At 58.3% G+C, this 25,959-nt stretch carries 24 protein-coding genes; 14 read left to right on the top strand and 10 right to left on the bottom strand.

Going from position 1 to position 25,959, the window contains the following annotated elements:
• Positions 1-39: 39 nt before the first annotated feature.
• Genes DXY31_RS00615 through queG form a run of 3 tightly spaced genes read right to left on the bottom strand, consistent with a single transcriptional unit; the run spans position 40 to position 4,473 of the window.
• The gene (locus DXY31_RS00615) at positions 40-2,541 is read right to left on the bottom strand and encodes a DNA topoisomerase (ATP-hydrolyzing) subunit A (RefSeq protein WP_114990583.1); all 2,502 of its coding nucleotides are present in this window, start codon (positions 2,539-2,541) and stop codon (positions 40-42) included.
• 55 nt (positions 2,542-2,596) lie between these two features.
• Positions 2,597-3,451, bottom strand: coding sequence for a tetratricopeptide repeat protein (locus DXY31_RS00610; protein WP_371638942.1), 855 nt, complete (start codon positions 3,449-3,451; stop codon positions 2,597-2,599).
• Between the two features lie 59 nt (positions 3,452-3,510).
• The gene (gene queG, locus DXY31_RS00605; protein WP_114990576.1) at positions 3,511-4,473 is read right to left on the bottom strand and encodes a tRNA epoxyqueuosine(34) reductase QueG; all 963 of its coding nucleotides are present in this window, start codon (positions 4,471-4,473) and stop codon (positions 3,511-3,513) included.
• A 68-nt stretch (positions 4,474-4,541) separates the two neighbouring features.
• Between queG and DXY31_RS00600 the strand changes: the two genes are divergently transcribed.
• The 7 genes from DXY31_RS00600 (at position 4,542) to DXY31_RS00570 (ending at position 11,929) form a co-directional block, all read left to right on the top strand.
• A complete protein-coding gene (locus DXY31_RS00600) occupies positions 4,542-5,174 on the top strand; it encodes an HpsJ family protein (protein WP_170953474.1) in 633 nt (210 codons plus the stop codon).
• Between the two features lie 49 nt (positions 5,175-5,223).
• Positions 5,224-5,961: a DUF502 domain-containing protein gene (locus DXY31_RS00595; RefSeq protein ID WP_067093790.1), complete on the top strand. Its 738-nt coding sequence runs from the start codon at positions 5,224-5,226 to the stop codon at positions 5,959-5,961.
• Between the two features lie 28 nt (positions 5,962-5,989).
• On the top strand, positions 5,990-6,616 hold the full coding sequence (gene nusB, locus DXY31_RS00590) for a transcription antitermination factor NusB (RefSeq protein ID WP_114990569.1): 627 nt from the start codon (positions 5,990-5,992) through the stop codon (positions 6,614-6,616).
• Between the two features lie 20 nt (positions 6,617-6,636).
• Entirely contained in the window at positions 6,637-8,286 is a 1,650-nt protein-coding gene (gene ftsY, locus DXY31_RS00585) for a signal recognition particle-docking protein FtsY (protein WP_114990566.1), read from the top strand.
• 81 nt (positions 8,287-8,367) lie between these two features.
• Entirely contained in the window at positions 8,368-9,777 is a 1,410-nt protein-coding gene (locus DXY31_RS00580) for a PP2C family protein-serine/threonine phosphatase (protein ID WP_114991074.1), read from the top strand.
• Positions 9,778-9,809: 32 nt separating this feature from the next.
• On the top strand, positions 9,810-11,222 hold the full coding sequence (gene argH / locus DXY31_RS00575) for an argininosuccinate lyase (RefSeq protein ID WP_114990561.1): 1,413 nt from the start codon (positions 9,810-9,812) through the stop codon (positions 11,220-11,222).
• 119 nt (positions 11,223-11,341) lie between these two features.
• Positions 11,342-11,929 (top strand): RNA-binding protein, encoded by a 588-nt coding sequence (locus tag DXY31_RS00570; RefSeq protein ID WP_114991072.1) that lies wholly within the window; start codon positions 11,342-11,344, stop codon positions 11,927-11,929.
• A gap of 25 nt (positions 11,930-11,954) precedes the next feature.
• On the opposite strand, the gene dusA is transcribed toward DXY31_RS00570, so the two are convergent.
• Positions 11,955-12,959 carry a tRNA dihydrouridine(20/20a) synthase DusA gene (dusA, locus tag DXY31_RS00565; RefSeq protein WP_114990557.1) on the bottom strand — a complete coding sequence of 335 codons (1,005 nt, stop codon included), beginning with the start codon at positions 12,957-12,959 and terminating at the stop codon, positions 11,955-11,957.
• 69 nt (positions 12,960-13,028) lie between these two features.
• Here dusA and msrB point away from each other — a divergent pair, with 69 nt between their 5' ends.
• Together msrB and DXY31_RS00555 are read left to right on the top strand one after the other, a co-directional pair.
• Positions 13,029-13,538: a peptide-methionine (R)-S-oxide reductase MsrB gene (gene msrB, locus DXY31_RS00560; protein ID WP_114990553.1), complete on the top strand. Its 510-nt coding sequence runs from the start codon at positions 13,029-13,031 to the stop codon at positions 13,536-13,538.
• A 34-nt stretch (positions 13,539-13,572) separates the two neighbouring features.
• Positions 13,573-14,778, top strand: a complete 1,206-nt coding sequence (locus DXY31_RS00555; RefSeq protein WP_244279429.1) for an NAD(P)/FAD-dependent oxidoreductase — start codon at positions 13,573-13,575, stop codon at positions 14,776-14,778.
• Here DXY31_RS00555 and DXY31_RS00550 read toward each other — a convergent pair.
• From DXY31_RS00550 to DXY31_RS00540, 3 genes are read right to left on the bottom strand one after another with little or no spacing between them, the layout of a single operon-like run.
• Positions 14,772-16,049 carry a type II secretion system F family protein gene (locus DXY31_RS00550; RefSeq protein ID WP_114990545.1) on the bottom strand — a complete coding sequence of 426 codons (1,278 nt, stop codon included), beginning with the start codon at positions 16,047-16,049 and terminating at the stop codon, positions 14,772-14,774. The two genes, DXY31_RS00555 and DXY31_RS00550, sit on opposite strands and share 7 nt — an antisense overlap.
• Before the next feature lie 16 nt (positions 16,050-16,065).
• Complete coding sequence (locus DXY31_RS00545; protein ID WP_114990542.1) at positions 16,066-17,139, bottom strand: type IV pilus twitching motility protein PilT; 1,074 nt, start codon at positions 17,137-17,139, stop codon at positions 16,066-16,068.
• Positions 17,140-17,149: 10 nt separating this feature from the next.
• A complete protein-coding gene (locus tag DXY31_RS00540) occupies positions 17,150-18,886 on the bottom strand; it encodes an ATPase, T2SS/T4P/T4SS family (protein WP_114990537.1) in 1,737 nt (578 codons plus the stop codon).
• 95 nt (positions 18,887-18,981) lie between these two features.
• On the opposite strand from DXY31_RS00540, the gene grpE reads away from it, so the two are divergent.
• The 4 genes from grpE to rsgA are packed head-to-tail and all read left to right on the top strand — an operon-like array spanning position 18,982 to position 22,038.
• On the top strand, positions 18,982-19,719 hold the full coding sequence (gene grpE, locus DXY31_RS00535; RefSeq protein WP_114990534.1) for a nucleotide exchange factor GrpE: 738 nt from the start codon (positions 18,982-18,984) through the stop codon (positions 19,717-19,719).
• Between the two features lie 42 nt (positions 19,720-19,761).
• Positions 19,762-20,892, top strand: coding sequence for a molecular chaperone DnaJ (dnaJ, locus tag DXY31_RS00530; protein WP_114990530.1), 1,131 nt, complete (start codon positions 19,762-19,764; stop codon positions 20,890-20,892).
• 2 nt (positions 20,893-20,894) lie between these two features.
• On the top strand, positions 20,895-21,137 hold the full coding sequence (locus tag DXY31_RS00525; protein WP_114990527.1) for a sulfurtransferase TusA family protein: 243 nt from the start codon (positions 20,895-20,897) through the stop codon (positions 21,135-21,137).
• Positions 21,138-21,156: 19 nt separating this feature from the next.
• Positions 21,157-22,038, top strand: coding sequence for a ribosome small subunit-dependent GTPase A (gene rsgA, locus DXY31_RS00520; protein ID WP_114990522.1), 882 nt, complete (start codon positions 21,157-21,159; stop codon positions 22,036-22,038).
• Here the strand turns inward: rsgA and DXY31_RS00515 are convergent.
• From DXY31_RS00515 to murC, 3 genes are read right to left on the bottom strand one after another with little or no spacing between them, the layout of a single operon-like run.
• Complete coding sequence (locus DXY31_RS00515; protein WP_066908605.1) at positions 22,013-22,354, bottom strand: YbaB/EbfC family nucleoid-associated protein; 342 nt, start codon at positions 22,352-22,354, stop codon at positions 22,013-22,015. The genes rsgA and DXY31_RS00515 overlap by 26 nt on opposite strands.
• A gap of 24 nt (positions 22,355-22,378) precedes the next feature.
• Positions 22,379-23,311, bottom strand: coding sequence for a UDP-N-acetylmuramate dehydrogenase (gene murB / locus DXY31_RS00510; RefSeq protein ID WP_114990519.1), 933 nt, complete (start codon positions 23,309-23,311; stop codon positions 22,379-22,381).
• A complete protein-coding gene (gene murC / locus DXY31_RS00505; protein ID WP_114991070.1) occupies positions 23,287-24,738 on the bottom strand; it encodes a UDP-N-acetylmuramate--L-alanine ligase in 1,452 nt (483 codons plus the stop codon). The genes murB and murC overlap by 25 nt, the downstream gene beginning before the upstream one ends.
• Positions 24,739-24,908: 170 nt before the next feature.
• Here murC and gap point away from each other — a divergent pair, with 170 nt between their 5' ends.
• Complete coding sequence (gap, locus tag DXY31_RS00500; RefSeq protein WP_114990516.1) at positions 24,909-25,934, top strand: type I glyceraldehyde-3-phosphate dehydrogenase; 1,026 nt, start codon at positions 24,909-24,911, stop codon at positions 25,932-25,934.
• Positions 25,935-25,959: the final 25 nt, after the last annotated feature.

The raw sequence follows: 25,959 nt of genomic DNA, 5'->3' as shown, positions 1-25,959 counted from the left end.
AAATTTAATTTCAGCTCTGAGTTTCGGTCCTAAAGGAATTCAACTTAGAAGCGGAACAAGCTGGACCAGTGTTTCGTCTCCTTTGAAGGTTAGCTGCGTGGGTTGATTGCAATCTGTGCTGATTGTTGTGTTCTGGATCCGGGCATGCCGTCCTTTGTTGGTGACCACACCGACCAGATCCGCGCTTTCACAGACTGAGACAAGGCGAACATTTTCCTTGCCGTCGCCATTGACCTTCACAGCGATCTCCCCAAGATCCCCGCGTTTGCATCGGCGCAGGTCACTGAGGGAGAGGCGAATTAGATCTCCGTTGTTGGTTCCGATCAGCACTTCTCCGCTGTTGGTTGATTCGGAGCTGCTGCTTGCGGCCGGTTGGCTAACGGCTCCCACAAGGTTTTCTCCGGGGAGCATGCGCATGGTCATGGGACCCTGGGCCAACTTTCCCATCAAGGGCAGGCATTGCTCTTCAACCGGTAGGCAGAGAATTCGACCGATGTCACTCACCACAGCCACCGTTCCGCCTTGCTCGCAGATGGCTGCTGAAAGCAGAGATACGCCTTCCTTCAGTTTCAGGATGGTGGCGGCGCGACCTGAGAGCTCCTGAATCTCATCCAAAGGAAGTCTCTTGAAACGGCCATCCGTGGTCAGCAGACCGAGAGACATGCGGCTGTTGGTGTCTTTGTCATCGACTTGGGGAAGGCGAAGCAGGTTGATCACTGTTTCGCCTTCCAGCGCGGTGGGCAGGAAACGCTCCAGTCCACCAGGTTGCTGACCTGCAAACTCCCAGCGCACAAGGGCAATGCGACCACTGGTGGTGAGTGCAAGCAGTCTCGGTGCAGGGTTGATCGGCAGGATCAGGCGTGCCGGAGAAGGTTCATCGCCCAAACCAACCGGTTCGTTCAGATGCAAGCGGCCGAGCAGCTGGGGGCTCACGACCTTCACCTGACCGTCGGTTTGGATCAGGATTCGCGATTCAGGTGGCAGGGCGTCAAGGGCTTGACGGCGTTGCAGTTCGGCATTGGGGCGCTGGTTTGCAGCTCGTTCCGCCAGCAGGTGATCGCCTCCTTCCACCAGACGTGTTCGGCGTGGAGTGGCAAAACGTTTTTTCAGTTGGCGGAGCTCCTGAACCAGGGCATCCAGCAGCTGCTCACGATTGTCCAGTAAGAGCCTCAGTCTCTGCCGTTCAGCTCGCAGTTCCTCAGCTTCCTGGCGCAGGCTCTCCTGCTCCAGGCCCGTCAGCCGCCGCAATGGCATGGCCAGAACCGCGTCAGCCTGCCGCTCGCTCAAATCCAGCTGCACCATCAGGCTCGCTCGTGCTGTGGATGCATCGCGCGCCTCCTGAATCATGGCGATGACCTTCTGCAAGGAAGCCAGCGCTGTGATCAGGCCCTCCACGACCTCGAGCCGGTCTTCTGTTTTGCGCAGGGCATGGCTGGTCCGACGAATCAGCGTCAGTTCCCGATATTCCAGGAAGGTCTGCAGCATTCGCCGCAGTGATAGTTGCCGTGGTTGCCCATCCACCAGTGCCAGCAGGATCGCCCCGAAATTGCTTTGCAGGGACGTGCGGCGTTGCAGGTCTTTCAGAACGGTGTCCGTCTCGGCGTCTCGCCTCAGTTCCACCACAATTCGCATGCCTTCGCGGTCGCTTTCATCGCGAATGTCGGCAATGCCACCGATCTTTCCGTCGTTGACCTGTTCAGCAAGCTTTTCGATCCAGCCAGCCTTGCTGAGTTGATAGGGCAGCTCAGTGACAATGACCGCGTTGCGCTTGTGTTTGCCTTTTCCTGGCTGCACCTCCTCCACATGGGCGACGCCGCGCATCGGAATGCTGCCTCGACCACGGAGATAGGTGTCGCGGATTCCACTGCCCAGCAGCACCTCTCCGCCTGTGGGGAAATCAGGACCTGGGATCAGAGCCAGCAATTTTTCATCGCTTAGATCCGGTTTTCGCACCAGCGCCACCAGGCCGTCCACCACTTCACCGAGGTTGTGGGGAGGAATGCTCGTGGCCATCCCCACCGCAATGCCGGCACAGCCGTTCAGGAGCAGAAACGGCAGCTGTGCCGGCAGGACCGTCGGTTCCTGTTGGGATCCATCGAAGTTGGCAGCGAAATCGACGGTGTCGTCACCGATCTCATCGAGTAGTGCCTCGTGGGCGATTGGTGCCAGTCGCGTTTCGGTGTAACGCATGGCTGCAGGAGGGTCATCGTCTACGGAACCGAAGTTGCCGTGGCCGTCCAGCAGAGGGTGGCGGCTTGAAAAGGTCTGGACCTGTCTGACAAGGGCGTCGTAGACCGCCTGATCACCATGAGGGTGGTATTTGCCGAGAACGTCGCCCACGACGCGGGCGCACTTGCGGTAAGGGCGATCTGGTGTAAGGCCAAGCTCGTGCATCGCGTAAAGGATGCGGCGCTGAACGGGCTTGAGACCGTCACGCACATCCGGCAATGCCCGACCAACGATCACGCTCATCGCGTACTCGAGATAGGAGCGCTGCATCTCGTGATGCAGGGCGATCGATTGAACGCGCTCCTCGGCCATCCGCTCCGGAATCAAGAAGGCAGAAGGCGCTTAGCCTACAGATCTTCGTTCAGAATCACTCAGCTGATTTGGGATCGGCATTGGCTTCAGCACGTTCGACGGCTCCTCTGAGGCTGGGTGTTGTCAGCAGAACGTCAGTCGCCTGGCGAAGTTTGGGGCCCCAGAGTTGATTCTCTTGATGCCCTGGAAGCACATAGTTGGGGTCTTCAGAGAGCGCTTTGCGTGCCAGTTCAAGCGATTCAGCGTCGCCCGGAGACTGTTGATTGAGTGCAGCGGCCAGCGCCAGCATCGGCTCTGGGTTGCGTTTGATCGACAGCACTGATCGCCACCGTTTGATGGCTTCTGGTGTGTTGCCCATTTCGAACAGCACAAGAGCCTGGTTATTCAGGGCTTCCCAGAAGCTGGGTTTGATCGTTGTGGCCTGTTCAAAAGATTTCAGAGCTTTTCTCAGGTCCGACTGCATGACGTGGGCGTTGCCGAGATCAAAGTAGGCACCAGCGTTTTTCGGGTCTAGTCGCAGACCTTCATCAAGAAGTGAGATGGCGTCGCCCGGACGCTCGTCGCGCAGCGCAATCGACGCTTCTGCGAACCAGAGGCCGGCTTTTCCCGGTTTTAGTGCTTTGGCTTTGGCCAGTGACCCTGCGGCCGCTTTGAGTTGGTCACTGCGAAGCTGCGCTTCAGCTAGAACCGACCACAGTCGTTCGTCATTGGGCTGGAGCCTCACGGCCAGTGCAGCCAGACTTGCCGCTTCCTCCGGTTGCCCTAGGCGCAGCAATTGTGCAGCCGTACGGCCGATGCCGACCCCGGCACCTTCCAGTTCTTGGGAGCTAGGTGTGTAGACGTATGGAGTCAGAGCCCTGACCGGCGCAGCACTAAGAGCTCCAATGGTTCCTGTCAGCATCGTGATCATTAGAGCCTGATGCCAGCTCCTTCCCCTACGAGCTTGAACTCCCATCGCTGATCCAAGAATCAGCTCACACTAGGGGGATTGTCAGGTCTAGTTGCAGCTGCATTGCGTCTCCACATCCAGGGTTTGATCCGGCGCAGAGCCGATCCCCGCAGGCGCTCATCCCAGTCCTCATCCGTCCAGCTCTGGATCTGCTCGGCTTTGAGGTCCAGCAACCAGGGCCTCGGTTGCACATCAGGATCATCGCTGGAGGGAATCACGCCCTGGTTAAACGGGCACACGTCCTGGCAGATGTCACATCCTGCGACCCATGGACCCATGGCTTCGGCCATGGCTGCGGGTAAATCCGGATTGCGGTTTTCCAGAGTGTGAAAAGCGATGCAGCGCCTTGCATCCACAACGAAGGGTTCCGTGATCGCACTGGTTGGACAGGCTTCGATGCAGGCGCGGCATTGCCCGCATCGTGCCTTGGCTGGCTGATCGGCTTGGAGTTTTTCGGTGGTGATCAGATGACCGATCACCATCCATGAGCCCCTTCTGGCATGGATCACGTTGCTGTGTTTGCCGATCCAGCCCAGCCCAGCCTCCTCCGCCCAGGCTTTATCAAGCAGTGGTTCGGCATCGACGCAGACGCGCCACAGACAATCAGGTTTGATTGTTTCCAGCCAGCGGCCGACCCTTCGAAGTCGCTGATTCACCACCCTGTGGTAGTCCCTTCCCCAGGCGTAGCGCGCGACCGCCAGACGGTCTGGATGGCGCTTGACAGCAACGTGATAGTTCAAACCCACCGCCAGGATGCTTTGAGCGCCTTCCAGCAGGCTGGCTGCTGAAAGGCGACGCGGTGCCGCCATCCAGTTCATGTCCGCTTGGTGGCCCGCTTCCAGCCAGCGCTGTAATGCGGCGGTGCGCATTTGCAACCGTTGGCTGCCTGGCAGTGAAGCGATGCCTACGGGGTCGAAGCCCTCTTCCCTGGCCCTTTGCTTGAGGGCCAGGCTCAGCTCTGCAACGTTGGCTGGAACATTCAAAAACCTGATCTTAAAGTTGGGCACCTTTTTGGCATCGTGCCGTGTCAGCTCCCTCCCAAGACTCTCCTATGCGTGCAGCGCCCTTGTTGCGCTGGTTGGGAATCACGTTGGTGCTTCTGCTCGCATTACAGATCGGAGTGGTGCTCGCTGCTGCTGAATGGAGTGATGGTGTTTTTCAACAGCTACTGATCGAACGCCTTGTGAGCCAGGCTCCAATGGGTTTCGTTGGTTTGCTGTTGATGCTGATTGGGTCTCGTCTGGATCACCCGCAGCAGCTCCGCACACCGATTCGCTGGGTCGTTTGCATCATTTCCGCAGTTCTTGCTGTGGTCATGATCGCGGTCGTTCCGCTTGGGATCTCAGGGAATCAATCCTTGATGGGAGAGGCCGATCAGACCCTTGAGCAAAGGCGCAGTCAGCTGGAGATGGCCCGTCAGCAGTCGGCGAATCCAGAAAATGTGAAGGTTCTCGGTGAGCAATTGGCCCAGGCAGGTCAGCTTCCTGCAGATGCCACCGAGGAGGACAAGATTCAGGCTGCACAGACCTTCATTGACAAACAGCTGTCACAGATGACTGAGCAGATTCAGCAAGCTGAACGCCAGCGCGATCTCACGATTAATCAGCGTTTCTTCGGTGGCACCATCAGTGCTGCAGTGCTTGCAGTGGCACTGGTCTTGCTTGCTCTCGGCGCTGTCCTCTGACCGCTGGTTAGGTTAGTGGAACTCGTTGGCTTAAGGCCCCCGGCGTTCCTTGGTTCAGTCCAATCCAAGACCTGACCTGCCGCTCAGCGCCAGGCTTCAGAATGATCTCAAGAACGACCTGATTGCGGGTCTTCTGGTGGTCATTCCGCTTGCCACAACCATTTGGCTTTCAACGATTGTCAGCAAATTTGTGCTGGCATTCGTCACCTCGATTCCAAAACAGTTCAATCCATTCATCAATCTCAATCCTCTACTTCAGGATTTGATCAATCTGGCGCTCGGTCTGACAGTTCCCTTGATGGGAATTTTGTTGATCGGGCTGATGGCGCGAAACATCGTTGGTCGATGGCTGCTGGAATTCGGCGAGGGAACTCTGCAACGCATCCCTCTCGCCGGTTCCGTTTACAAAACACTTAAGCAGCTGCTTGAAACGTTTCTCCGCGATAACTCCCGGCGCTTTCGACGCGTTGTGCTCGTGGAGTACCCACGAGAAGGTCTTTACAGCGTCGGTTTTGTCACAGGCCAGGTAGGACCCTCTCTTCAGTCTGATCTTGGTCAGAACCTGCTGAGCGTGTTTATTCCCACGGCACCCAATCCCACCACAGGTTGGTACACGCTTGTCCCTGAGGCTTCCGTCAGAGAACTTGATATTTCTGTAGAGGATGCGTTCAGAACCATAATCTCAGCTGGCATTGTGAATCCGGATGAACGCGAAGCTCCGGTGAATCGCAGTTTTTCCAGTCTGATCGCTCAGCTCAGAGCATCTGTGGCACCCTCATCGTCCTGAGTCGTTCGTTCGATACTTTCCGGCGCTTATGCAAACCCGAACCCTCTCCCGCGAGCTTGCACTGTTTGTGCTCGGTCAGTGCGCTGAGCGAGAGCGTTCCTCAGCTGCGCAGGACAACCTCGAGACACTGCTTCAGAAAGCCCTCGACAGCCTGATGCAGCACTGGCGCGAGGTGCTTGATCATTGCGCTGGGGATTTGGAAAAGGCTCAGCAGTCACTACTCGATAGCGAGTTGCGGGACGGCAGTGATCCCAGCGATCTCGCCTCAGTGCGTTCCCATCTGAGCGACACGCTCTCTGGGGCCGAACAGGTGCTCAATGGCCTGTCGGCCAGTCTTGAGTTGCCGCGTCTTTTGGCGCTTGCTGATCAAGAACAGGTTCGTCAGGAAGCCATGCGTCGAATTCAGCTCGTCCTGAAGTCTCGTCAGGACATCGACAATCAACTGGATGGCGTCATGGAGGGTTGGAGACTCAGCCGACTGCCTCGTATTGATCGCGACATCCTGCGCTTGGCAGTGGTTGATCTTCGTTCCATGAACACGCCGGCTTCCGTGGCCTGCAGTGAAGCGGTGGAGCTGGCCAATCGCTATAGCGATGAACAGGGCCGTCGCATGATCAATGGAGTCCTGCGGCGTCTTCAGAACGCCACCGCTTAGGCGCTGCTGCTTTTATTCGAATGGTTTACGACTGGTTCAATCGAAGCCCCGAGTCTCCTCAGCCCCCTGAGCAGCCATCGAAGTCTGAGCAGACGTTGGATCCTGAAATCGCTCAGGACAGTTCAGGACAGACCGCATCAGTCGAAGAATTAGCGCAGTCCGAACCGGAGCCAGCCGGAGCTGAATCCGCTCAGGATTCAACGGACCATTCTGCTGATGCTTCCGCTGAGGATGACCCGCTTGAGTGGGCACGGCAGGCCTATGCCCGTCTGAAAGCCCAGAAGGAGCTTGAGAAAACCACGCAGTCAGTGGCGCCGGATTCATCCGTTAGTGCTGAACCGGTTGCGGTGGCTCCCGAGCCACCTTCGCCAGATTCTGTAGTTCGAGAATCGGAACCCGATTCGCCTCAGCCGTCTGAACTGCAACAGCTGTCTGAACTGCCACAGCTGTCTCCATCGCAACAGGCCTCTGCACCAGTTGCTGCTCCTGTTGAAACTCCTGCACCCGGACTGTCTCTGCTTGAGCAGGCTGCAGCTCAGCGGCAGGAGCGACAGCAGCAGCTGGAGCAGGCTTCACCCTCAGTTGCTGCTGTGCCAGCAAAGGTCGATCCTGTTCAACCCCGGCAGACCGCTGATCAGTCCGATGAACCCAGTCTTGGCGAGTTCGACGAAACCTTCACCTGGTCAGCAGAGGTTCTTGCCGCCCAGGGAGTTCGGGCTGATCAGATCACCCTTGAAGAGATCGATTGGCTCGGCCGTCTGCGTCAGGGGCTCGAAAAGACCCGTCAGGGCTTTGTTACAGGTCTGCTGGAAAACCTGGGCGATGACCCGCTCACGCCGGAGGTGCTTGACGACCTCGAGTCGCTGCTTCTGCGAGCAGATGCTGGAGTTCAGGCCACAGACCAGGTACTGGATGCTTTGCGACGTCGCATGAATGAACAGGTGGTGGATCCCACCGAAGGCATTCGCTTCCTCAAAGAACAGTTGTGTGATCTGCTCGATCAGCCCACGCGTGACAGCGGTGTGAAGTTGCTTGCTCCTCAGCGTGATCAGCTCAATGTGTGGCTGATGGTTGGTGTGAACGGGGTTGGTAAGACCACCACCCTCGGCAAACTCGCCAACCTCGCGGTCCGTAGTGGTTATTCGGCGATGATTGCAGCGGCCGACACGTTTCGGGCCGCGGCGGTTCAGCAGGTGCAGGTATGGGGAGATCGCAGTGATGTGCCTGTGATTGCCAACCCTTCCTCCAACGCTGATCCTGCGGCAGTGGTGTTCGATGCCATCGGAGCCGCCCGATCCAAGGGCACTGATCTTGTTTTGGTTGACACGGCCGGTCGCTTGCAAACGAAGCACAACCTGATGGAGGAACTGGAGAAGATTCGACGTGTCGTGGATCGTTTAGCTCCTGAAGCTCATGTGGAATCCCTGCTCGTGCTCGATGCCAGTCAGGGACAGAACGGTCTGAAGCAGGCGATGGCCTTTGCCAAAACCGTTGGACTCACCGGTGTGGTGATCACCAAGCTCGATGGAACGGCCCGAGGTGGCGTGGCTCTGGCTGTGGCTTCCGAGGCAAAACTGCCGATCCGCTTCATTGGTGCTGGTGAGGGAATCCGGGATTTGCGGCCGTTCAACAGTTTCGAGTTTGTTGAAGCACTGCTGGCGGGTCGCTGACGAGTGTCTCCAAGGCGGATCTGAAGCGATCAGCTTTCTCCAGTCAGAGTTGCTACCTTGCGGGTCCTGCCAGGGGTTGCCGTGAGCAGCAATCCATCAAGGCGCCATCCGGCTTCACCACTTCGCGCCGGGCCTTCTTCTCTGACAGCGACAACATCGCTGCGTCAGTTGCTCGACAGTCTTTCCAAGGAACAGCGCGCCAATCAGGAGTTGCTGGTCTCCATTGGTTTTGCCCTGCGCAGTTTCACCAACCTCAATCGGTTCCTGGAGCTTGTGCCCGTTGTGGCTGCTCGTCTAGTCGGGGTCGATGGGGCACTGCTGATCCCGTATCAGGCCGATGGGCGGCTGTGGACTGACCAGTTACAGATGCTGTCCGTTCTGCGTTCGGAGACATTGCTGCAGGCGGTGATCAACCATGAACCAGGACGTTCGGCCGGGTTTGGCTCCGATGATGCCCTCGTGCTTGGCCTGGATCGATTGGTGCAGAGTCACCTTGGATCGGCCGGCGTGTTCGCAACCTCTCTTGTGGCCAGAGGTCGTCAGCGCGGACGTCTCTATGTGTTCAACACCTCTGGCTCGCTGGTTTGGAGTGATGCCCATCGGCGCAATGTGCAGCTGGTGGCAGATCTCACTGGTGTAGCGATCGAAAACGATCAGATGCTCCAGGAGGCTCGTCTGCACGAGCGAATGGATCGCCAGCTCAGCATCGGTGCCGAGATTCAGGCCCAGTTGCTGCCGGATCATTGTCCGGTCATTGAGGGTGTCGAACTGGCGGCCCGTTGCCGCCCGGCTTTTCAGGTGGGTGGTGATTACTACGACTTCATCCCTACGCGTCCAGAGTTGATCGGTCGTCGTCGTGAGCGTGGTCGCTGGTCACTGGTGATGGGCGATGTGATGGGCAAGGGCGTTCCAGCAGGTCTGTTGATGACCATGCTGCGTGGCATGTTGCGTGCGGAGGTGCTGAGTGGATTACCGCCGGACCGAATCCTTCATGACCTCAATCAGCTCGCGCTTGAGGATCTGTCCCAGTCCCATCGCTTTGTGACGCTGTTCTATTCGGACTTTGATCCGCGAACGCGTCGACTTCGCTTTGCCAATGCTGCGCACAATCCACCTTTGATCTGGCGAGCACAGCAACGCTGCATCAGTCGTCTGGATGCACCGGGCTTGTTGATTGGTCTACAGCCTGAGGCGGAATACGCAAGTGGTTCAACGGTGCTCGAACCCGGCGATGTGCTGCTGTATTACACCGATGGCGTCACCGAGGCTCCGGGGTTGACCGGTGATCGCTTTGATGAAGCGCGTCTGATCCGCAACCTCGAGACCGCCTGTCGTTCGGGTACTGGTTCGCAGGGAATCCTTGATCAATTGTTCGGTCGTCTTGATCGCTTTGTAGGGGCTGACAGACAGCTCGAGGATGATGCATCGATGGTGGTTCTCAAGGTTCGGGAAGAGGTGATGTTGCCATCGGTTCCACGGTCTCCGGCCTGACAAGCTGAACGGATCTGTGTTGAGGGTGGGCCATGGCAGGTGGAGTGACGGGCGGAGGTTCCGCCACCTGGAGTGACCGTTTCGAACAGGGACTGCATCCGGCGATCGAACGGTTCAATGCCTCAATCGGGTTCGACATCCATCTTCTTCAGGAGGATCTGGATGGTTCAGTGGCCCATGCCCGCATGCTGGCTGAGTGCGGCGTCATTGAGTCCGCGGAGGCTGATCAGCTCTGCAGCGGTTTGGAACAGATCCGCGCAGAAGCGGCTGCCGGCAGCTTCAATCCCGGCCTCGACGATGAGGATGTGCACTTCGCTGTCGAGCGCCGCTTGATTGCACTGCTGGGGCCGGTGGGAAAAAAGCTGCACACCGGCCGCAGTCGCAATGATCAGGTGGGCACGGATCTGCGTTTGTGGCTTCGTCGTCGAATCGATGAGCTCGACCCTCAGGTGCGGATGTTTCAGGCTGCTCTCCTGCGTCAGGCGCTTGACAACCGCAACACGCTGATTCCTGGTTACACCCACTTGCAGAGGGCGCAGCCCGTTTGTTTGGCGCACCACCTGCTGGCTTACGTCGAGATGCTCGAGCGGGATCGTCAACGGTTTCAGGATGTGCGTAAGCGCGTTAACTGCTCACCCCTAGGTGCCGCAGCCCTGGCTGGAACGCCGGTGCCGATTGATCGGCGCAGCACCGCTACAGCCTTGGAATTCGACGACATTTATGCCAACAGCCTTGATGCTGTGAGTGATCGCGATTTCGCCGTGGAGTTCTCAGCTGCTGCATCCTTGTTGATGGTGCATCTCAGCCGTCTGGCTGAGGAGGTGATCTTCTGGGCTTCCGAGGAATGTGGTTTTGTGCGCCTGAGTGATCGTTGCGCCACTGGCAGCAGCCTGATGCCGCAGAAGAAGAATCCTGATGTTCCTGAACTGGTTCGTGGCAAGTGCGGGCGGGTCTTTGGTCATCTACAGGGGCTGCTGACCATGATCAAGGGGCTGCCGCTGGCCTACAACAAGGATTTTCAGGAAGACAAGGAAGCTCTTTTTGATGTGGTGAACACCAGCGTTCAGTGCATCGAGGCGATGACGATCCTGATCGAGGAAGGGTTGAGCTTTCGTCCTGATCGGCTGGAAGCCGCTGTCGGTTCAGATTTTTCCAATGCCACCGATGTGGCCGATTATCTGGTGGCCCGACAGGTCCCATTCCGCGAGGCGTATCAGATCGTTGGTTCAGTGGTGAAGCAGTGTTTAAGCGATGGACTGTTGCTGCGTGATCTGAGCCTTGAACGTTGGCAGCAGTTTCATCCCTCCATTGATGCTGACCTTTTTGATGCTCTCGCGCCCCGTCAGGTTGTTGCCGCTCGCCTAAGCGAGGGCGGCACTGGGTTTGAGCGTGTCGAGGAGCAGCTGGCGCTCTGGAGCGAGCGGCTTGAGTTAGCGAATCAATGATCATTTCGCGAGACCGGGTCTACGCTGAGTAAGCCAGAGGTCATTGACCCTTTTATGGATCGTGAACCGATGGCTTGTCTGATCCGATTGGGTCCTTTCTCTTCAGGTCCAGCAGTCAAGTGAGCATTTTTGTCGGCAATCTGCCCTTCCGCGCTGAGCAGGAAGACGTAATCGAACTGTTTGCAGCTCATGGAGAGGTCACGAACTGTGCCCTTCCTCTTGAGCGTGACACCGGTCGCAAACGTGGTTTCGCCTTCGTGGAGATGGTCGATGAAGCGGCGGAGGCCGCGGCGATCGAAGCTCTCCAGGGCGCTGAGTTAATGGGTCGTCCCCTTCGCATCAACAAAGCTGAGCCCCGCGGAAGTGCACCACGTCGTGGCGGTGGTGGCTACGGCGGCGGCGGCGGTGGTGGCTACGGCGGCGGCGGCGGTGGTGGCTACGGCGGCGGCGGCGGCGGCGATCGTCGTTCTGGTGCCCGTGGTTGGGAAGATCGCAGTTATGGAGGCGGTTCGTCCGGTGGCGGTTACAGCGGCGGTGGAGCTGCTGGCGCTGGCGACCAGTCAGGTTCTCCTTACGGAGGTGGTTTTGAAGAGGGTCGCCGCAGTCGTCGTCGTGGTGGTGCTTCCCAGAACGATGGCGGTGGTGGCTACGGCAGCGGCGACAATGGTGGAGATGACTACGGCGGTTATGGCGGTGCCGAAGGCTGAGTCACCAATTTGTCCAGTTCACCGCTTAGAGCCCGGCATCTGTGAGTTGCTGGGCTGAACGTTCCAACACTCTTAGGTCTGCCCCAGCACGCTGGGATTGCTCGCCTAGATCGCGCCGCCAGTGGCGAGCGCCGGGCACCCCTTCCACCAGTTGCACCAGGTGGCGGCAGAGATCCCACAGACGGCCACCCCGATCCAGATGACGTTCGGCATGGGGCATCAGGCCTGTGATCACGTCCGAGGCTTTCACGGTCCTTGGGGCATCGCCATAGATCAGGGCATCCATCGTTGACCAGCGCAGAGGATGGGCATAGGCGGCCCTGCCAACCATCGCGCCGTCGCAATGATTCAGAGCCAACAGGCACTGCTCCGGGGTGTCGAGTCCCCCGTTCAGTTCAATCATGAGCTCAGGTCTTCGTTGTTTGAGCGCGATCACCCGCTCGTGCTGTAACGGAGGGATCGTGCGGTTCTGTTTGGGATCGAGGCCATCCAGCCAAGCTTTGCGTGCATGCACGCTGAAGCGGGTGGCACCAGCCGCCGCCACCTGATCCACAAAAGCAGTGAGCAGGGTGTCGCTATCGAGATCATCAATACCAACACGGTGTTTCACCGTCACCGGCAGGCCAGTGGCGGATACCATCGCTTCCACACAGCGAGCCACTCGTTCGGGTTCTGCCATCAAACAGGCGCCGAAATTGCCGGCCTGAACCCGAGGGCTTGGGCAGCCCACATTGAGGTTGATTTCGTCATAGCCCCAGTCCGCTGCCATGCGAGCGGCCTCTGCGAGCAGTTGTGGCTGATCACCGCCAATTTGCAGGGCGATCGGATGCTCCTCCATATCGAAGTCGAGCAGGCGTTCCCTTCGCTTGGTGTAGTGAAGCGCCTGGGCCACCACCATTTCGCTATACAGCAGTGCATGACAGCTGATCTGGCGCATCAGCTGGCGAAAATGCCGGTCTGTGCAGTCCAGCATTGGAGCGATGCTGAAGCGCCAGCAAGGTTCCCGATCTGTTCTGGTGAGGGAATCCATCCCTCCATGCTGCCTGGTTCCTGGTTCCGAGTTGTCTAGAACGGTTTGAGCAATAACGCGCTATCAGTGATGCCCTCCACCATCGAAAAGTGGCTGTTGAGCAGACGCTCCATGCTGGTTGCCACGGTTTCAGGTCTGGTTGGTGTTTTCCGGGCTCCGAAGCAGGTTTCTGCGGCCTCTGATGCGTCGGATTCCCAGTGGAATCTCTCCGATCAGGAGTGGAAGAAACGTTTATCTCCAGAGTCGTATCAGGTGCTTCGCAGGGAAGGGACCGAGCCCCCGTTCACCAGTGCGCTCAACAGCGAGAAGAGATCGGGTGTTTACCACTGTGCTGGTTGCGATCTTTCGCTGTTCTCATCGCAGGCCAAGTACGACAGTGGCACTGGCTGGCCAAGCTTCTGGCAGCCCCTGGCAGGTGCCATCGACACGAAAGTAGATTTCAAGATGATTGTTCCGCGCACGGAATACCACTGCAGCCGCTGCGGCGGCCATCAGGGTCATGTGTTCAATGACGGTCCCAGGCCCACCGGCAAGCGCTACTGCAACAACGGCGTCGCACTGCGCTTCCAGGCCGCTTGACCTGATTGTGATCGGCGGTGGTCCTGCCGGCTACATGGCAGCGATCACCGCTGCAGAGCAGGGTCTGCGCCAGGTTGTGGTTCTTGAAGCCACACCGGAGCCACTTCAGAAGGTGCGTATCAGTGGTGGAGGCCGCTGCAATGTCACCCATGCCTGCTGGGATCCGGCGGAACTTTCCAGCCATTACCCCCGTGGCAGTCGGCCCTTGCGGGGCCCATTCAGTCGTTTTGCCTGTGGTGATGCGATTGCCTGGTTTGATGAGCATGGCCTCACCCTTGTTGAGGAACCTGACGGACGCATGTTTCCGCAGCAGAACCGTTCGGAGGCGGTGATCCACTGCTTACAGAACGCTGCGACTGCGGTGGGTGTGCAGCTGCGGACCAAAGTGATGGTGCAGCAGGTTGCAGCGCAGACGGATGGCGGTTTTGTGGTTGAAGGGCGTGGGCTGGAGCAGCCATTGAAGGCTCGCAAGCTGATGCTGGCCACCGGTGGTCATCCCAGTGGTCGACAGATTGCGGAGTCCCTCGGTCATCAAGTCGTTCCGCCGGTTCCCTCTTTGTTCAGCCTGTCGCTGCGTACCAAAGCACTTGCTGCCTGCAGCGGTATTGCCATTGATGACGTGAGCCTCGATCTGAAGCTCGGGGATCAGCGCTTCCGGCAGACCGGCCGGGTGCTGATCACTCATCGTGGAATCAGTGGTCCCGCAACTCTGCGTCTCTCCGCTTTTGCTGCCAGGGCGCTTCATCAAAGCCACTACAAGGGCGAACTGAAGGTGGACTGGAGTGGCGGGCTTGGCCGCCAGGGTGTGGAGCAGAGGCTGCGGCAGTGGCGGTTGGACAAGGCTCGACGCAGTTTGATTGCGGCCAATCCGTTTGAACACTTGCCGCGTCGCTTGTGGCAGGCCTTTCTGTCTTCCGTTGATCTAAATGGTGAGCGCCGTTGGGCGGATCTGCCCTCGAAGGCAGAGCGTCATCTGGTCGACATTCTCTGCGCTCAGCGGCTGCTGATTCAGGGTCGGGGCCCATTTGGTGAGGAGTTCGTCACTGCTGGTGGAGTGGCCCTAGGTGAAGTGAACCTGGCCACGATGGAAAGTCGTCGCTGTCCAGGGCTCTATGTCGCAGGCGAACTGCTGGATGTGGATGGTGTCACCGGTGGATTTAACTTTCAGGCCTGCTGGAGCGGCGGCTGGCTGGCGGGACAGGCGATTGCGGCTGTCGAAACCCCAGAAGCTCGCTACTGAATCTGATCAAACACACTGAACATCGGCAAATACATCGCCAGCAGGATCGAGCCCACAATGCCTCCTACCACCACGATCATTGCCGGTTCAAGCATCGATGTGAGTGCCTTAACGGATGTGGCCACCTCGTCTTCGTAGAAGTCGGCCACCTTGCTAAGCATCCGGTCCATTTCGCCGGTCTCCTCGCCGATCGAGAGCATGCTCAGGGCCATGTCCGGCAGAACCTTCTGCCGCGTCAGTGCCGCGCTCAGCAGAACGCCTTCCTGAACCATTGCTCTGGAGTCGAGGATGGCATCGGAAATAATCGAATTTCCCGCTGTTTCACTGGAGATTTCCAGTGACATCAGGATCGGAACACCGGCTTTGGTCAGTGAGCTGAAGATCCGGCAGAACTGGGCGGTTGCGGTTTTCATGATCAGATCACCGAACAGCGGCAGCTTCAGCGTCAAGCGATCCACAACGCGTCGGCCCTTATCAGTCGCGTAGTAGCGGCTGAACAACCAGCCAGCTATGAGCAGGCCACCGGCGAAAACGAGGGCCGCTGAAGAACGCAGAAGCTTGCTTAGATCCACCATCAGCTGGGTGAACAGAGGCAGCTCTGCGCCCAGATCTTCAAAGATACCGGCAAAGGTCGGGATCAGAAAAATGGTCATGCCCAGGAACACCAGAATCGCGATCACTAGCACCGCCACTGGGTAGCCCATTGCACCTTTGATCTGGTTCTGCAGCCGTGCGTTGTCTTCCAGGAGTTTGGACAGCCGTTTCAGGGATTCATCGAGCACCCCGCCAGCTTCTCCAGCTTCCACCATGGCCACCGTCAGCTGATCGAACACCTTCGGCCACTGGCGCATCGCTGCTCCCATGGCTGTTCCCTGGTTCACCTCGATGCCCACAGCGATGAGCGCTTTCTTGAACATCGGCAGCTTCTGTTGCGTGGCCATCAGATCAAGACTGCGCACGATCGGCACCCCTGCATCCACAAGCGCCGCCAGCTTGCTAGCCCAGACAGCTTTATCCTTCACTCCCGGAGGTTTCTGGAAGGCTTCTCCCAGATCCATGGAGAGAAAGCCCCCGCCGGATGTCCCATCGGTATTGGCAGCAGTTCCCTTCTTTCTGTTTCGTCTGGAACTGCTTTCGTTGGCACGCAACTCTGTGGCTTTGATGCCTCGTCGCCTCAACTGACGCTTCGCTTTGGTTACATCGTTGGCTTTGACCGTCACGGTCCGCTCCTGACCGGTCGCGGAGGTGTAGGTGGCAGTGAACGTGGCCATGGTGGGGCTTGACCTCTCAGCTGCTCACAAGTCGCTCAAGTTCAGCAGGTTTGCTGGCTTTGGCTAGTGCTTCCTGGAGGTTGATGTCCCCGCGAGTTACCAGATTGGCCAGCGCCTTTTCCAAGGTCTGCATCCCCTGTTCGCCTCCGGTCTGAATCTGTGAATAAAGCTGAGCGGTTTTGCCTTCGCGGATCAGGTTGGCGATGGCCGGAGTGTTGATCATGATTTCCTGCGCCATCACCCGGCCGAACTGTCCAGGCTCGGGATTGCTGCGACGACAGAGCGTCTGCGAGAAGACGGCCACCAAACTTCCGGACAGTTGCACGCGGATCTGAGTCTGCTGTGCGGGCGGGAACACATCCACCATGCGGTCGACCGTCTGGGCTGCGGAACTGGTATGCAGAGTTCCAAACACCAGACGACCTGTTTCGGCGGCGGTGATCGCCAGTTGAATGGTCTCCAGGTCACGCATCTCACCCACCAGAATCACGTCAGGGTCTTCCCGAAGTGCTGCCCTGAGCGCATTGCCAAAGCTGCGGGTGTCTTCATTGAGCTGGCGCTGGTGTACCAGGCTTCGGTCGCTTCTGTAGACGAACTCGATTGGGTCCTCGATCGTGAGGATATGCTCGGCGCGAGAGTGATTGATGTGATCCAGAAGTGCGGCCAGGGTGGTCGTCTTGCCTGAGCCTGTGGGTCCGGTGACCAGCACCAGACCCCTTGGTCGCTTGCTGGTTTCAACCACCACCGGTGGCAGGTTTAGCATTTCAATGCTTGGGATTGAGCTGCCGAGCGCTCTCAGACAGGCCGCATAGCTGCCTTTCTGGCGATAAACATTCACTCTGAATCGGGCCACACCCTTCAGGCCGTAGGCGCAGTCGAGTTCCCATGTCTGTTCCAGTGTCTTGCGCTGGCTGTTGTTGAGCATTGAGAAGATCAGCCGGTTGCAGCTCTCCTCCAGCAGGTTTTCATCACGCATCGCCCGTAATTGCCCACTGAATCGTCCGTAGGGCGGCTGGCCACTGGCGATGTGCAAATCACTGCCTCCGCCTTTCACCAGCTCTTCCATCAGGTCTTCGATCATCAGCTCCATTGCTTGCTCCTCAGTGACGTGGGGTCAGGCAGTAAGGACATTCCAGCCAACCTTCCTGGAGTCCGCCACCACAGCCGCTGCAGGTGAGTGTGCTCAGGGCTCTGGCCCGTCGCTCTGATTCCAGTCCAGAATCGGTGAGCACCATGCGGCCCACTTCCTCCAGGGTGGTGTGTCCTTCCCTGACCAGATCGAGGCTGTAGCCAAGGAGTGTTTTCATGCCTCCTTCAAGTGCCAGTTGGCGGACCATGTCGGTGGTGGCGCCTTTGGCCACGGTTGTCGCCAGCGACTCATTCATGCGAAGCACTTCGTAGACCCCCACGCGTCCTTTGTAACCACTGCCCTGACACATGGGGCAGGGATTGGTCTCGCCTTCATGGTGGTTGGCTCGGAAGAAACTGACGTTTGCCTCGTTGCTTGCCATCAGGCCAAAGCGACCAAGTTCCTCGGGATCAGGCCGGTAGGCGATTCGGCACTTGGAGCAGACCCGCCGAAGTAGACGCTGGGAGACGATACCGATCAATGAAGCACTGACCATGAACGGCTCCACGCCCATCTCGTCGAGGCGGGCGATGGCGCTTGGAGCGTCATTGCAATGAAGGGTGGTCAACACCAGGTGACCCGTGAGTGCTGCTTCGATGGCTGTTTTCGCAGTTTCCAGATCACGCGTTTCGCCCACCAGCAGCACGTCAGGGTCCTGACGCATGAAGGCCCTCAGTGCCTGGCTGAAATCGAAGCCTTTTTCACGGTTCACCTGGCATTGGGTGATCCCCGGTAGGGCGTATTCGATCGGATCCTCCACAGTGGAGATATTGATGCCCGGATCGTTGCGTTCCGCCAGTAGGGAGTACAGCGTCGTGGACTTCCCTGATCCGGTCGGTCCGGTGACCAGAATCATTCCGAAGGGTTTGGACCCCAAAGTGCGCACGAGCTTCAGGGCTTCTGGATTGGAAATCAGCTTGTCGAGACCCAGCTGAGTGGCGGAGCTGTCCAGAAGTCTCAGAACAATCTTTTCCCCATAGCGACTGGGCAGAGTGTTGACTCGGAAATCCACGGTTCTGTTCTGGAAGCGGCGTCGGATGCGGCCATCCTGGGGGACGCGGCGTTCGGCGATATCCAGCTCCGCCATGATTTTGAACCTGGAGGTCACGGCCGGCACCAGCCGGCTCGGAAGCGGTTCGATCTGGCTCTGCAGCACTCCATCCTGACGGAAGCGCAGTTGAAGTCCGGCCTGCTGAGGCTCCACATGGATGTCGCTGGCTCCCAGATCAAGGGCCTGCATCAGGATGCGATCCACCAGATCGATCACCGGTGAGCGTTCTGCATCGTTGAGCCCGGATTCAAGATCGACCGGTCTCGAGGAGTCGGCGTCCGCCTCATCGGGGTCGGCCTCCAGCACTCCGTTGACGCTGAAATCCTTGAGGTAGGAGGTGGCGGTCTCCGCCACGGTTTCGGTTTCTGAATTTTCCGGAGCCGTGGGCTGGCGGTTGGTCGCCACGTCAGCGTTGGATTGCTGCGATGTTTCCGTGATTGCCGGTTCCTGGTGGGGCGCAGCAGCTTCATCGCTGACAGCGGGTTTCCTGCTGAGCAGCTCCGTGAGGCTCTCCGCAAGCGCGGCATGACGAACGGGGTCAAATCCCATTGTCTCCAGTTCTTCGAGTAGAACCGGTTCATCAGCGATGCCGAGATTGCCTGGAAGAGTCCTCTGAAGTAGCAATTCCAGTTCCAGAGGCCGGCTTTTGTCGCTCACGGATCAAATTCGCAGAAAGGTGCGGGCTTCCCCCGCTTGTGGGAGGACTGCCTCACCTATCAACATGTCTAGACGTGAATTCGCAACCGGTCAGCATGAGTGGCGATGCTTCCACCCCAGCGCAGGATCCGTCATCGGCTGGTTCCGACGGCCAGCAACCTGCCGTGAATCCAAACGAATCTCTGCACACGACATCAGTCGTGGATGAGGCATCGGCCGCTGAAGGCGTAGCCGAATCGGAGTCAGCTTCCCAGTCCGTGGATAACGAGGCCCGTCTTGAGCAGCTCGAGAAGGAACACTCCGCGCTCAGAGAGGAGCATGAGGTGTTGCGTGGTCAATACGTGCGCATTGCCGCGGACTTCGACAACTTCCGCAAGCGTCAGAGTCGTGACCAGGACGACCTCAAGCTTCAGCTCATCTGCAGCACTCTCAGTGAAATCCTTCCCGTTGTGGATAATTTCGAGCGTGCTCGTCAGCAGCTTGATCCTCAGACGGAAGAAGCCCAGGGGCTTCACCGCAGCTATCAGGGGCTCTACAAACAGCTGGTTGAGGTGCTCAAACAGCTTGGTGTTGCTCCGATGAGAGTGGTCGGCCAGGAGTTTGATCCAACCCTGCACGAGGCGGTGTTGCGCGAGCCCAGTGAGGAGCATCCAGAAGACGTCGTAATCGAGGAGTTGCAGCGCGGCTATCACCTCGATGGCCGCGTCCTGCGTCACGCCATGGTCAAGGTGTCGATGGGGCCAGGCCCACAACAGGCTGCCGACAGCGAGACGTCCAGCTCTGATGCCGAAGTCGCTTCTGAGGGGGAGGCTTCGGGAGATGCCAACCGTTGATCAGACCCCTGCTTTTACTGTGATCTTCGGGACGTCCAGCTGATGGCCGATTATTACGAGTTGCTCGGTGTCAGCAGGGATGCCGATGCCGACACCCTCAAACGGGCCTATCGGCGACTGGCTCGCCAGTACCACCCGGACATCAACAAGGATCCCGGCGCAGAAGATCGCTTCAAGGAGATCGGTCGCGCCTACGAAGTTCTCAGCGATCCCCAGACCCGAGGTCGCTACGACCAATTCGGTGAGGCTGGGCTTGGCGGTGCTGCTGGCATGCCCGATATGGGCGACATGGGTGGCTTCGCCGATATTTTTGAAACCTTCTTCAGCGGGTTCGGTGGGGCCGGCGGTGGTGGTCGTCAGCAACGTCGTCGAGGTCCTCAGCAGGGGGATGACCTTCGTTACGACCTCACGATCGATTTCGAGCAGGGAGTGTTCGGACAGGAGCGCGAGATTCGTGTTCCTCATCTGGAGACCTGCAGTACATGCTCCGGTAGTGGTGCCAAAAGCGGCAGTGGTCCGACCACCTGCTCCACCTGTGGTGGAGTCGGTCAGGTGCGCCGGGCAACTCGGACCCCTTTTGGTAGTTTCACCCAGGTGGCTGAATGTCCCAGCTGCAATGGCAGTGGTCAGGTGATTGCTGATCCTTGCAATGCCTGTGGCGGTCAGGGCGTGACTCAGGTCCGCAAGAAGCTGCGCATCAACATTCCGGCCGGTGTTGATACCGGTACCCGTCTGAGGGTGACTGGTGAGGGCAATGCGGGTCTTCGCGGAGGCCCATCTGGCGACTTGTACGTGTTTTTGACTGTTAAATCGCACCCCTCCTTACAGAGGGATGGACTGACGGTTCATTCCGAGGTGAAGGTCAGCTACCTCCAGGCGATTCTTGGGGACACCATCGAAGTGGACACCGTGGATGGTCCAACCAGCCTTGAGATTCCTGCTGGAACTCAACCCAATGCTGTTCTGACTTTGGAGAACAAGGGCATTCCCAAGCTGGGTAATCCTGTGGCCCGCGGCAATCAGCGCATCAGGGTCAATGTAAAGCTCCCCACCCGTCTTAATCATGAAGAAAGGGGATTGCTCGAGGAGCTGGCTGGTCATCACTCCGCCAGGGGAGAGCAGCATCATCACCACAAGAGCGGTCTGTTTGCACGTCTGTTTGGACAGCGTTGACCATGATGGAACGTCTCCCCGATCGTCAGCTCGATCTCTGTGGGACGCCCTGTCCGCTCAATTTCATTCGCTGTCGGCTCACTCTTGAGACCATGGCTTCCGGCCAGTGCCTTCAGGTGGATCTTGATCCTGGCGAGCCTGAAGAGATGGTGGTATCGGGACTGCGTCGTGATGGCCATCAGGTCCATGTGGAGCGCCTCTCCGATGCTCAGGTGCGGTTGAAGGTGATCTGTGCCGGTAATTAGCCAAGAGCTGCATCCGGGCATGGTTGTTGCACTTCAGGCCAACTACCTCGAGGTGGAGCTTGAGGCCCCGCCTGTCGATGTTCCTTCTCGTCTTCTCTGCACACGCCGCACCCGACTGAACCATCGTGGTGCTGCGGTCCATGTGGGTGATCGTGTTCTGGTGGAAGCCATTGACTGTGATCACGCCAGGGCCGTGGTTGCGGATGTGGAACCTCGCAGCAGTTTTTTGGTTCGTCCTCCCGTGGCCAATGCCTCCTGCATCTTGGTGGCAGTTGCCGTTGAGCAACCCACTCTTGATGCTGATCAGGTCAGCAGGTTTCTGCTCACGGCTGAGAAGACCGGGTTGCAGGTTCTGCTCGTGCTGACCAAGTGCGATCTGCTAAATGCCAATGCTCTGTCACAACTACGCAAACGTCTGCAGGGATGGGGCTATGACCCGATTCTTGTTTCCACGCGTTCTGGAATGGGGCTTGAGCAACTGCGCGCGCAATTGGCGACCATTCCAATCTCTGTGCTTTGCGGCCCCTCGGGGGTGGGTAAGAGTTCTTTGCTGAATTGTCTTCTGCCCGGACTGCAGTTACGTGTGGGTGAGGTTTCAGGTCGCCTGCAGAGGGGGCGTCACACCACACGTCATGTGGAATTGCATGCCTTCTCCCCTGGCTCCAGGGTTGCCGACACTCCAGGGTTTAACCGCCCAGAATTACCAGATGATGTCTCTAATCTCGAGGTGCTGTTTCCAGAGCTGCGTGTCCAGCTTGACCAACATCCCTGCCGTTTCCGTGACTGCCTGCACCGGGATGAACCGGGCTGTGGTGTGAGACGCGACTGGGAGCGTTATCCCATGTATCGCAAAGCTGTGGAGGAACTTCTTGAGATCAGCCGCCCATTCCGGGCAGGTTGAGATCGAGGCCGCCGGTGAGCTCCTGCATCCGCTCCTTCATGGTGCCAGTTGAGCGTTCGTAGGCCGATTGAAGTGCTGCGAGTGTGGCGGCTTCAGCAGCTTCCTGTCCCTCACTCAGCAGGCTCGGGTCCAATTTCACACGTAGGGGTTGCTGGTTGCCGGAAAGCCAGATGCACGCTCGTCCGTCCTCGCTACTGCCTTCGATCTCCATGGCATCGAGTTCTTCTTGCAGTTTCTGAGCGTCTTGCTGGATCTGCTGTGCCTTGCGGAAGGCTTCGGTGAGCTGTCCAAAATTGGGAAGTCCGAACCCGGCCATGGCATCGCTGAAGGAACAGAAAGGTTAGGCCGCAATCTCGAATCCCAGTCGTTTCACCTCAGGCTGGAGCTGGATGCCGTGGGCATCGGCCACCTCTTGTTGCACCATGCCGATCAGGTTGCGGATATCGGCAGCGCAGGCTCCGCCAGTGTTCACAATGAAATTGGCATGCATTTCAGAGACCTGCGCACCACCGACCCGGCGGCCTTTCAGGCCAAGACCCTCGATCAACCGACCGGCCTTTGCAGGTTCTGGATTGCGAAAGACGCTGCCGCAGCTTGGTTGCTTGTAGGGCTGGGTGCTGGTGCGGTGGTTGAGGTTTCCGCTGGTGCGTTGCTGCAGCTCGGCCGGATCATGACCTGCTTCAAGTTGAAATTCAGCGGCCACCACTAGTAGAGGTTGGGTTTGCAGAGCACTGTGGCGGTAAGCGAAATCGAGCGATTTCCACTCAAGCCTGCGGATGCCGAAATCGTTGCCTTGCAGAGGAACGACATCCACGCTGATTAATCGTTCAGCCGTGCAGCCACCCTGAGCACCGGCGTTCATCACAGCGGCTCCGCCCACCGTCCCAGGGATGCCCACGGCCCACTCCAGCCCCTGCAATCCTTTTCTCGCGGCGCGTCTTGCCAGGGTTGGGATCGGTTCCCCAGAGCTTGCACGCACTCTGCCGGTCTGGGCATCCAAATCAAGTCCCTGCAACCGTCGCAGACAGAGGGTGAGTCCTGGAAGCCCTGCATCAGCAATCAGCAGATTGGATCCTGCACCGATCACGCGGACGGGTAAACCCTCATTTGCTGCCCAATGGAGCAGGGTGGGAATTTGCTCGGCATCAGTAGGTTCGGCTAGCCATTGCGCCGGTCCACCCACTCGCCAAGTTGTGTAGTGGGCCAGGGAAACCCGCTCCTGCAGGATTCCATGGTCCTTCAGGTCTCTCAAGCTGTCAGGCTCGACTGACATGACGTTTGCTCCTGCAATGCATTCGGCGACAGCCGTGACCAGAGACTGTTCACATCACCGGCTCCCATCGCCAAGACGAGGTCATCAGCACAGCTGTGCTCACGAACAAGATCAGTCAGTTCGTCCATGCTGTTGGCCACCAGAACCGTCTGATCAGCACTGTGTTGCTGAATGCACGACGCCAGGCCTGCGCTGCTGACACCGGGAATTGGGGCTTCACCAGCTGAGAACACTGGAGCCAAGACCACGATGTCGACGTTGGAGAGCGCCATCGCGAACTCATTCTGAAATTCCTGCGTGCGGCTGTATCGATGCGGTTGAAACACCGCCATCAGTCGTTTCGGGCTGCGCGGTAGCGGGCTTCGTCCACTGGACACCATGAGAGCGGCCATTGCCAGGGTCGCAGCCACCTCACTGGGATGATGGGCGTAGTCGTCGACCACCAAACGTCCCTGCCAGTCGCCGCGATAGTCGAAGCGGCGACCGGGTGTCTTGAGTTCGTTGAGGTGCGTGACCAGACGCTCGAGAGGGATTCCCTCCAAACGGCAAGCAGCGATAGCTCCCAGGGCATTGCTGAGGTTGTGCAGCCCTGGCAGCGGCAACGTGATGCGGCCGACGTACTCAGATTGTTCGTAGAGATCTGCAACTGTGTGATCGCCTTCGAGGGCTACAGGCAGGGCCGCGAAATCAACGTTGTCGCTGCGTTGCACTGACCACCAGGCATCAGCCTGAAAGTGTTCGCTAAGGATCGGGTCGTCCTGATTGGCAAGCAGTCGACCGCAACCGGCTGCGAAGCGCCGCATTGTGGTGATCAGATCATCCAGATCCCTGTAGTGATCCGTGTGATCCAGTTCCAGATTGGTAATCACCCCCAGGGTTGCGTTGAATTTCACCAGGGAGCCGTCGGATTCATCGGCTTCTGCCACCAGCAGACGGCCTGAACCGGCATGTCCGTTGCTTCCAAAGCAGGGAACGATGCCACCGATGACAGCGGTGGGATCTTCCCCAGCACTGTGAAGCAGTGAGGTGACAACTGTGCTCGTGGTGGTTTTGCCATGACTGCCCGCTACCGCGATTGAAGGCTGTTGATCGATCAGGGCAGCCAGCAGATCGGAGCGGTGCCAAATAGTCAGTTGCAATTGGCGGGCTGCGGTCAGCTCAGGATTGCTGTCCGGGATGGCGCTGCTGATCACCACTAACGGCGCTGCTAGACCTCCTTTTTTAAGTTCATCAAAATTCTCTGCCGTCTGGGAGGCGAAAGCCACCATCCCAAGCGACTGCAGGGCTTCCATTGCTGGAGACATCTTGCGGTCGGAGCCACTCACTCTGTGACCACGCTTGAGCAGAATCCGCGCCAGGGCAGACATGCCGATTCCGCCTGCACCGATGAAGTGCACTGAAGAAGGGCTGTCAAGCGATCTGCTCAAGAACAAATGCCATGGACGCGCACCATAAATCAGCATTTCCTGCTGACCACCAATTGGCGCAGACTGTCGCGCTAGCTCCCCTCAACAATTCGATGGAGAGGCTCATTCATTAGAAATTAGCGATTTCTGTATGATCAGCGGCCATTCCCTGCGGGTTGTCCGCTCCCAATATGACTCTGCGCGTTGCGATCAATGGATTCGGCCGAATCGGTCGCAATGTGATGCGGGGTTGGATCAGCCGTGGCGCAGACACCGATATCGAGATTGTGGGCGTGAATGCCACCTCGGACCCCAAGACCAGTGCTCACCTGCTGACCTACGACTCCATCCTGGGCAAGCTGGATCCCAGCGTGAAGATCGAAACCACGGACGACTCGATGATCGTCAATGGCAAGCAGGTCAAATTCTTCTCCGATCGCAATCCCCTGAATTGCCCTTGGAAGGACTGGGGCGTGGATCTTGTTCTGGAGTCGACCGGTGTCTTCAATACCGACGAGAAGGCCAGCATGCATATTCAGGCCGGCGCCAAGAAGGTGATTCTCACCGCTCCGGGTAAAGGCCCCAAGGTCGGCACATTCGTGGTGGGAGTGAATGAGGATCAATACCGTCATGAAGATTTCGACATCCTCAGCAATGCGAGTTGCACCACTAATTGCCTCGCCCCCCTGGTGAAAGTGATCGATCAGTCGATCGGCATCAACCGTGGCCTGATGACCACTATTCACAGCTATACAGGCGACCAGCGGATTCTCGATAACAACCATCGAGATCTGCGCCGAGCTCGTGCAGCTGCTGTGAACATGGTTCCCACCTCCACCGGTGCAGCCCAAGCCGTAGCTCTTGTCTACCCCGCTGTGAAGGGCAAATTCACTGGTATCGCGATGCGCGTGCCCACTCCGAACGTCTCAGCCGTTGACCTGGTCTTCGAGTCCAACCGTGCCTCCTCCGTGGATGAGATCAAGTCGATCCTCAAGGCAGCTGCGGATGGCCCCATGAGCAAGATCATCAAATACGGCGATCTCCCCTTGGTGTCCAGCGACTACGCCGGCACCAATCAGTCGACCATCTTTGATGCGGATCTGACCCTGGCCATGGGTGACAACTTCTTCAAGATCGTTGCCTGGTACGACAACGAGTGGGGCTACAGCCAGCGGGTTGTGGACCTTGCCGAGGTTGTGGCCAGGAACTGGAAATAATCAGGATCAGAGCTGATCTTCAATC

This window comes from Synechococcus sp. UW179A (genome assembly GCF_900473965.1).
Lineage (GTDB): Bacteria > Cyanobacteriota > Cyanobacteriia > PCC-6307 > Cyanobiaceae > Synechococcus_C.
The sequence above is the reverse complement of the archived record's forward strand: the minus strand, read 5'-3'. Positions and strand labels throughout refer to the sequence as shown.

Excerpts from the sequence above, each read along its gene's own strand:
- dusA (WP_114990557.1), bottom strand. The coding sequence starts at position 12,959 with ATGGATTCCCTCACCAGAACAGATCGGGAACCTTGCTGGCGCTTCAGC.
- DXY31_RS00555 (WP_244279429.1), top strand. The coding sequence starts at position 13,573 with ATGGCAGCGATCACCGCTGCAGAGCAGGGTCTGCGCCAGGTTGTGGTT.
- argH (WP_114990561.1), top strand. The coding sequence starts at position 9,810 with ATGGCAGGTGGAGTGACGGGCGGAGGTTCCGCCACCTGGAGTGACCGT.
- grpE (WP_114990534.1), top strand. The coding sequence starts at position 18,982 with ATGAGTGGCGATGCTTCCACCCCAGCGCAGGATCCGTCATCGGCTGGT.
- DXY31_RS00615 (WP_114990583.1), bottom strand. The coding sequence starts at position 2,541 with ATGGCCGAGGAGCGCGTTCAATCGATCGCCCTGCATCACGAGATGCAG.
- murB (WP_114990519.1), bottom strand. The coding sequence starts at position 23,311 with ATGTCAGTCGAGCCTGACAGCTTGAGAGACCTGAAGGACCATGGAATC.
- DXY31_RS00600 (WP_170953474.1), top strand. The coding sequence starts at position 4,542 with ATGCGTGCAGCGCCCTTGTTGCGCTGGTTGGGAATCACGTTGGTGCTT.
- gap (WP_114990516.1), top strand. The coding sequence starts at position 24,909 with ATGACTCTGCGCGTTGCGATCAATGGATTCGGCCGAATCGGTCGCAAT.
- ftsY (WP_114990566.1), top strand. The coding sequence starts at position 6,637 with ATGGTTTACGACTGGTTCAATCGAAGCCCCGAGTCTCCTCAGCCCCCT.
- rsgA (WP_114990522.1), top strand. The coding sequence starts at position 21,157 with ATGGTTGTTGCACTTCAGGCCAACTACCTCGAGGTGGAGCTTGAGGCC.
- DXY31_RS00550 (WP_114990545.1), bottom strand. The coding sequence starts at position 16,049 with ATGGCCACGTTCACTGCCACCTACACCTCCGCGACCGGTCAGGAGCGG.
- DXY31_RS00525 (WP_114990527.1), top strand. The coding sequence starts at position 20,895 with ATGATGGAACGTCTCCCCGATCGTCAGCTCGATCTCTGTGGGACGCCC.
- nusB (WP_114990569.1), top strand. The coding sequence starts at position 5,990 with ATGCAAACCCGAACCCTCTCCCGCGAGCTTGCACTGTTTGTGCTCGGT.
- DXY31_RS00610 (WP_371638942.1), bottom strand. The coding sequence starts at position 3,451 with ATGATCACGATGCTGACAGGAACCATTGGAGCTCTTAGTGCTGCGCCG.
- DXY31_RS00545 (WP_114990542.1), bottom strand. The coding sequence starts at position 17,139 with ATGGAGCTGATGATCGAAGACCTGATGGAAGAGCTGGTGAAAGGCGGA.
- msrB (WP_114990553.1), top strand. The coding sequence starts at position 13,029 with ATGCCCTCCACCATCGAAAAGTGGCTGTTGAGCAGACGCTCCATGCTG.
- dnaJ (WP_114990530.1), top strand. The coding sequence starts at position 19,762 with ATGGCCGATTATTACGAGTTGCTCGGTGTCAGCAGGGATGCCGATGCC.
- DXY31_RS00515 (WP_066908605.1), bottom strand. The coding sequence starts at position 22,354 with ATGGCCGGGTTCGGACTTCCCAATTTTGGACAGCTCACCGAAGCCTTC.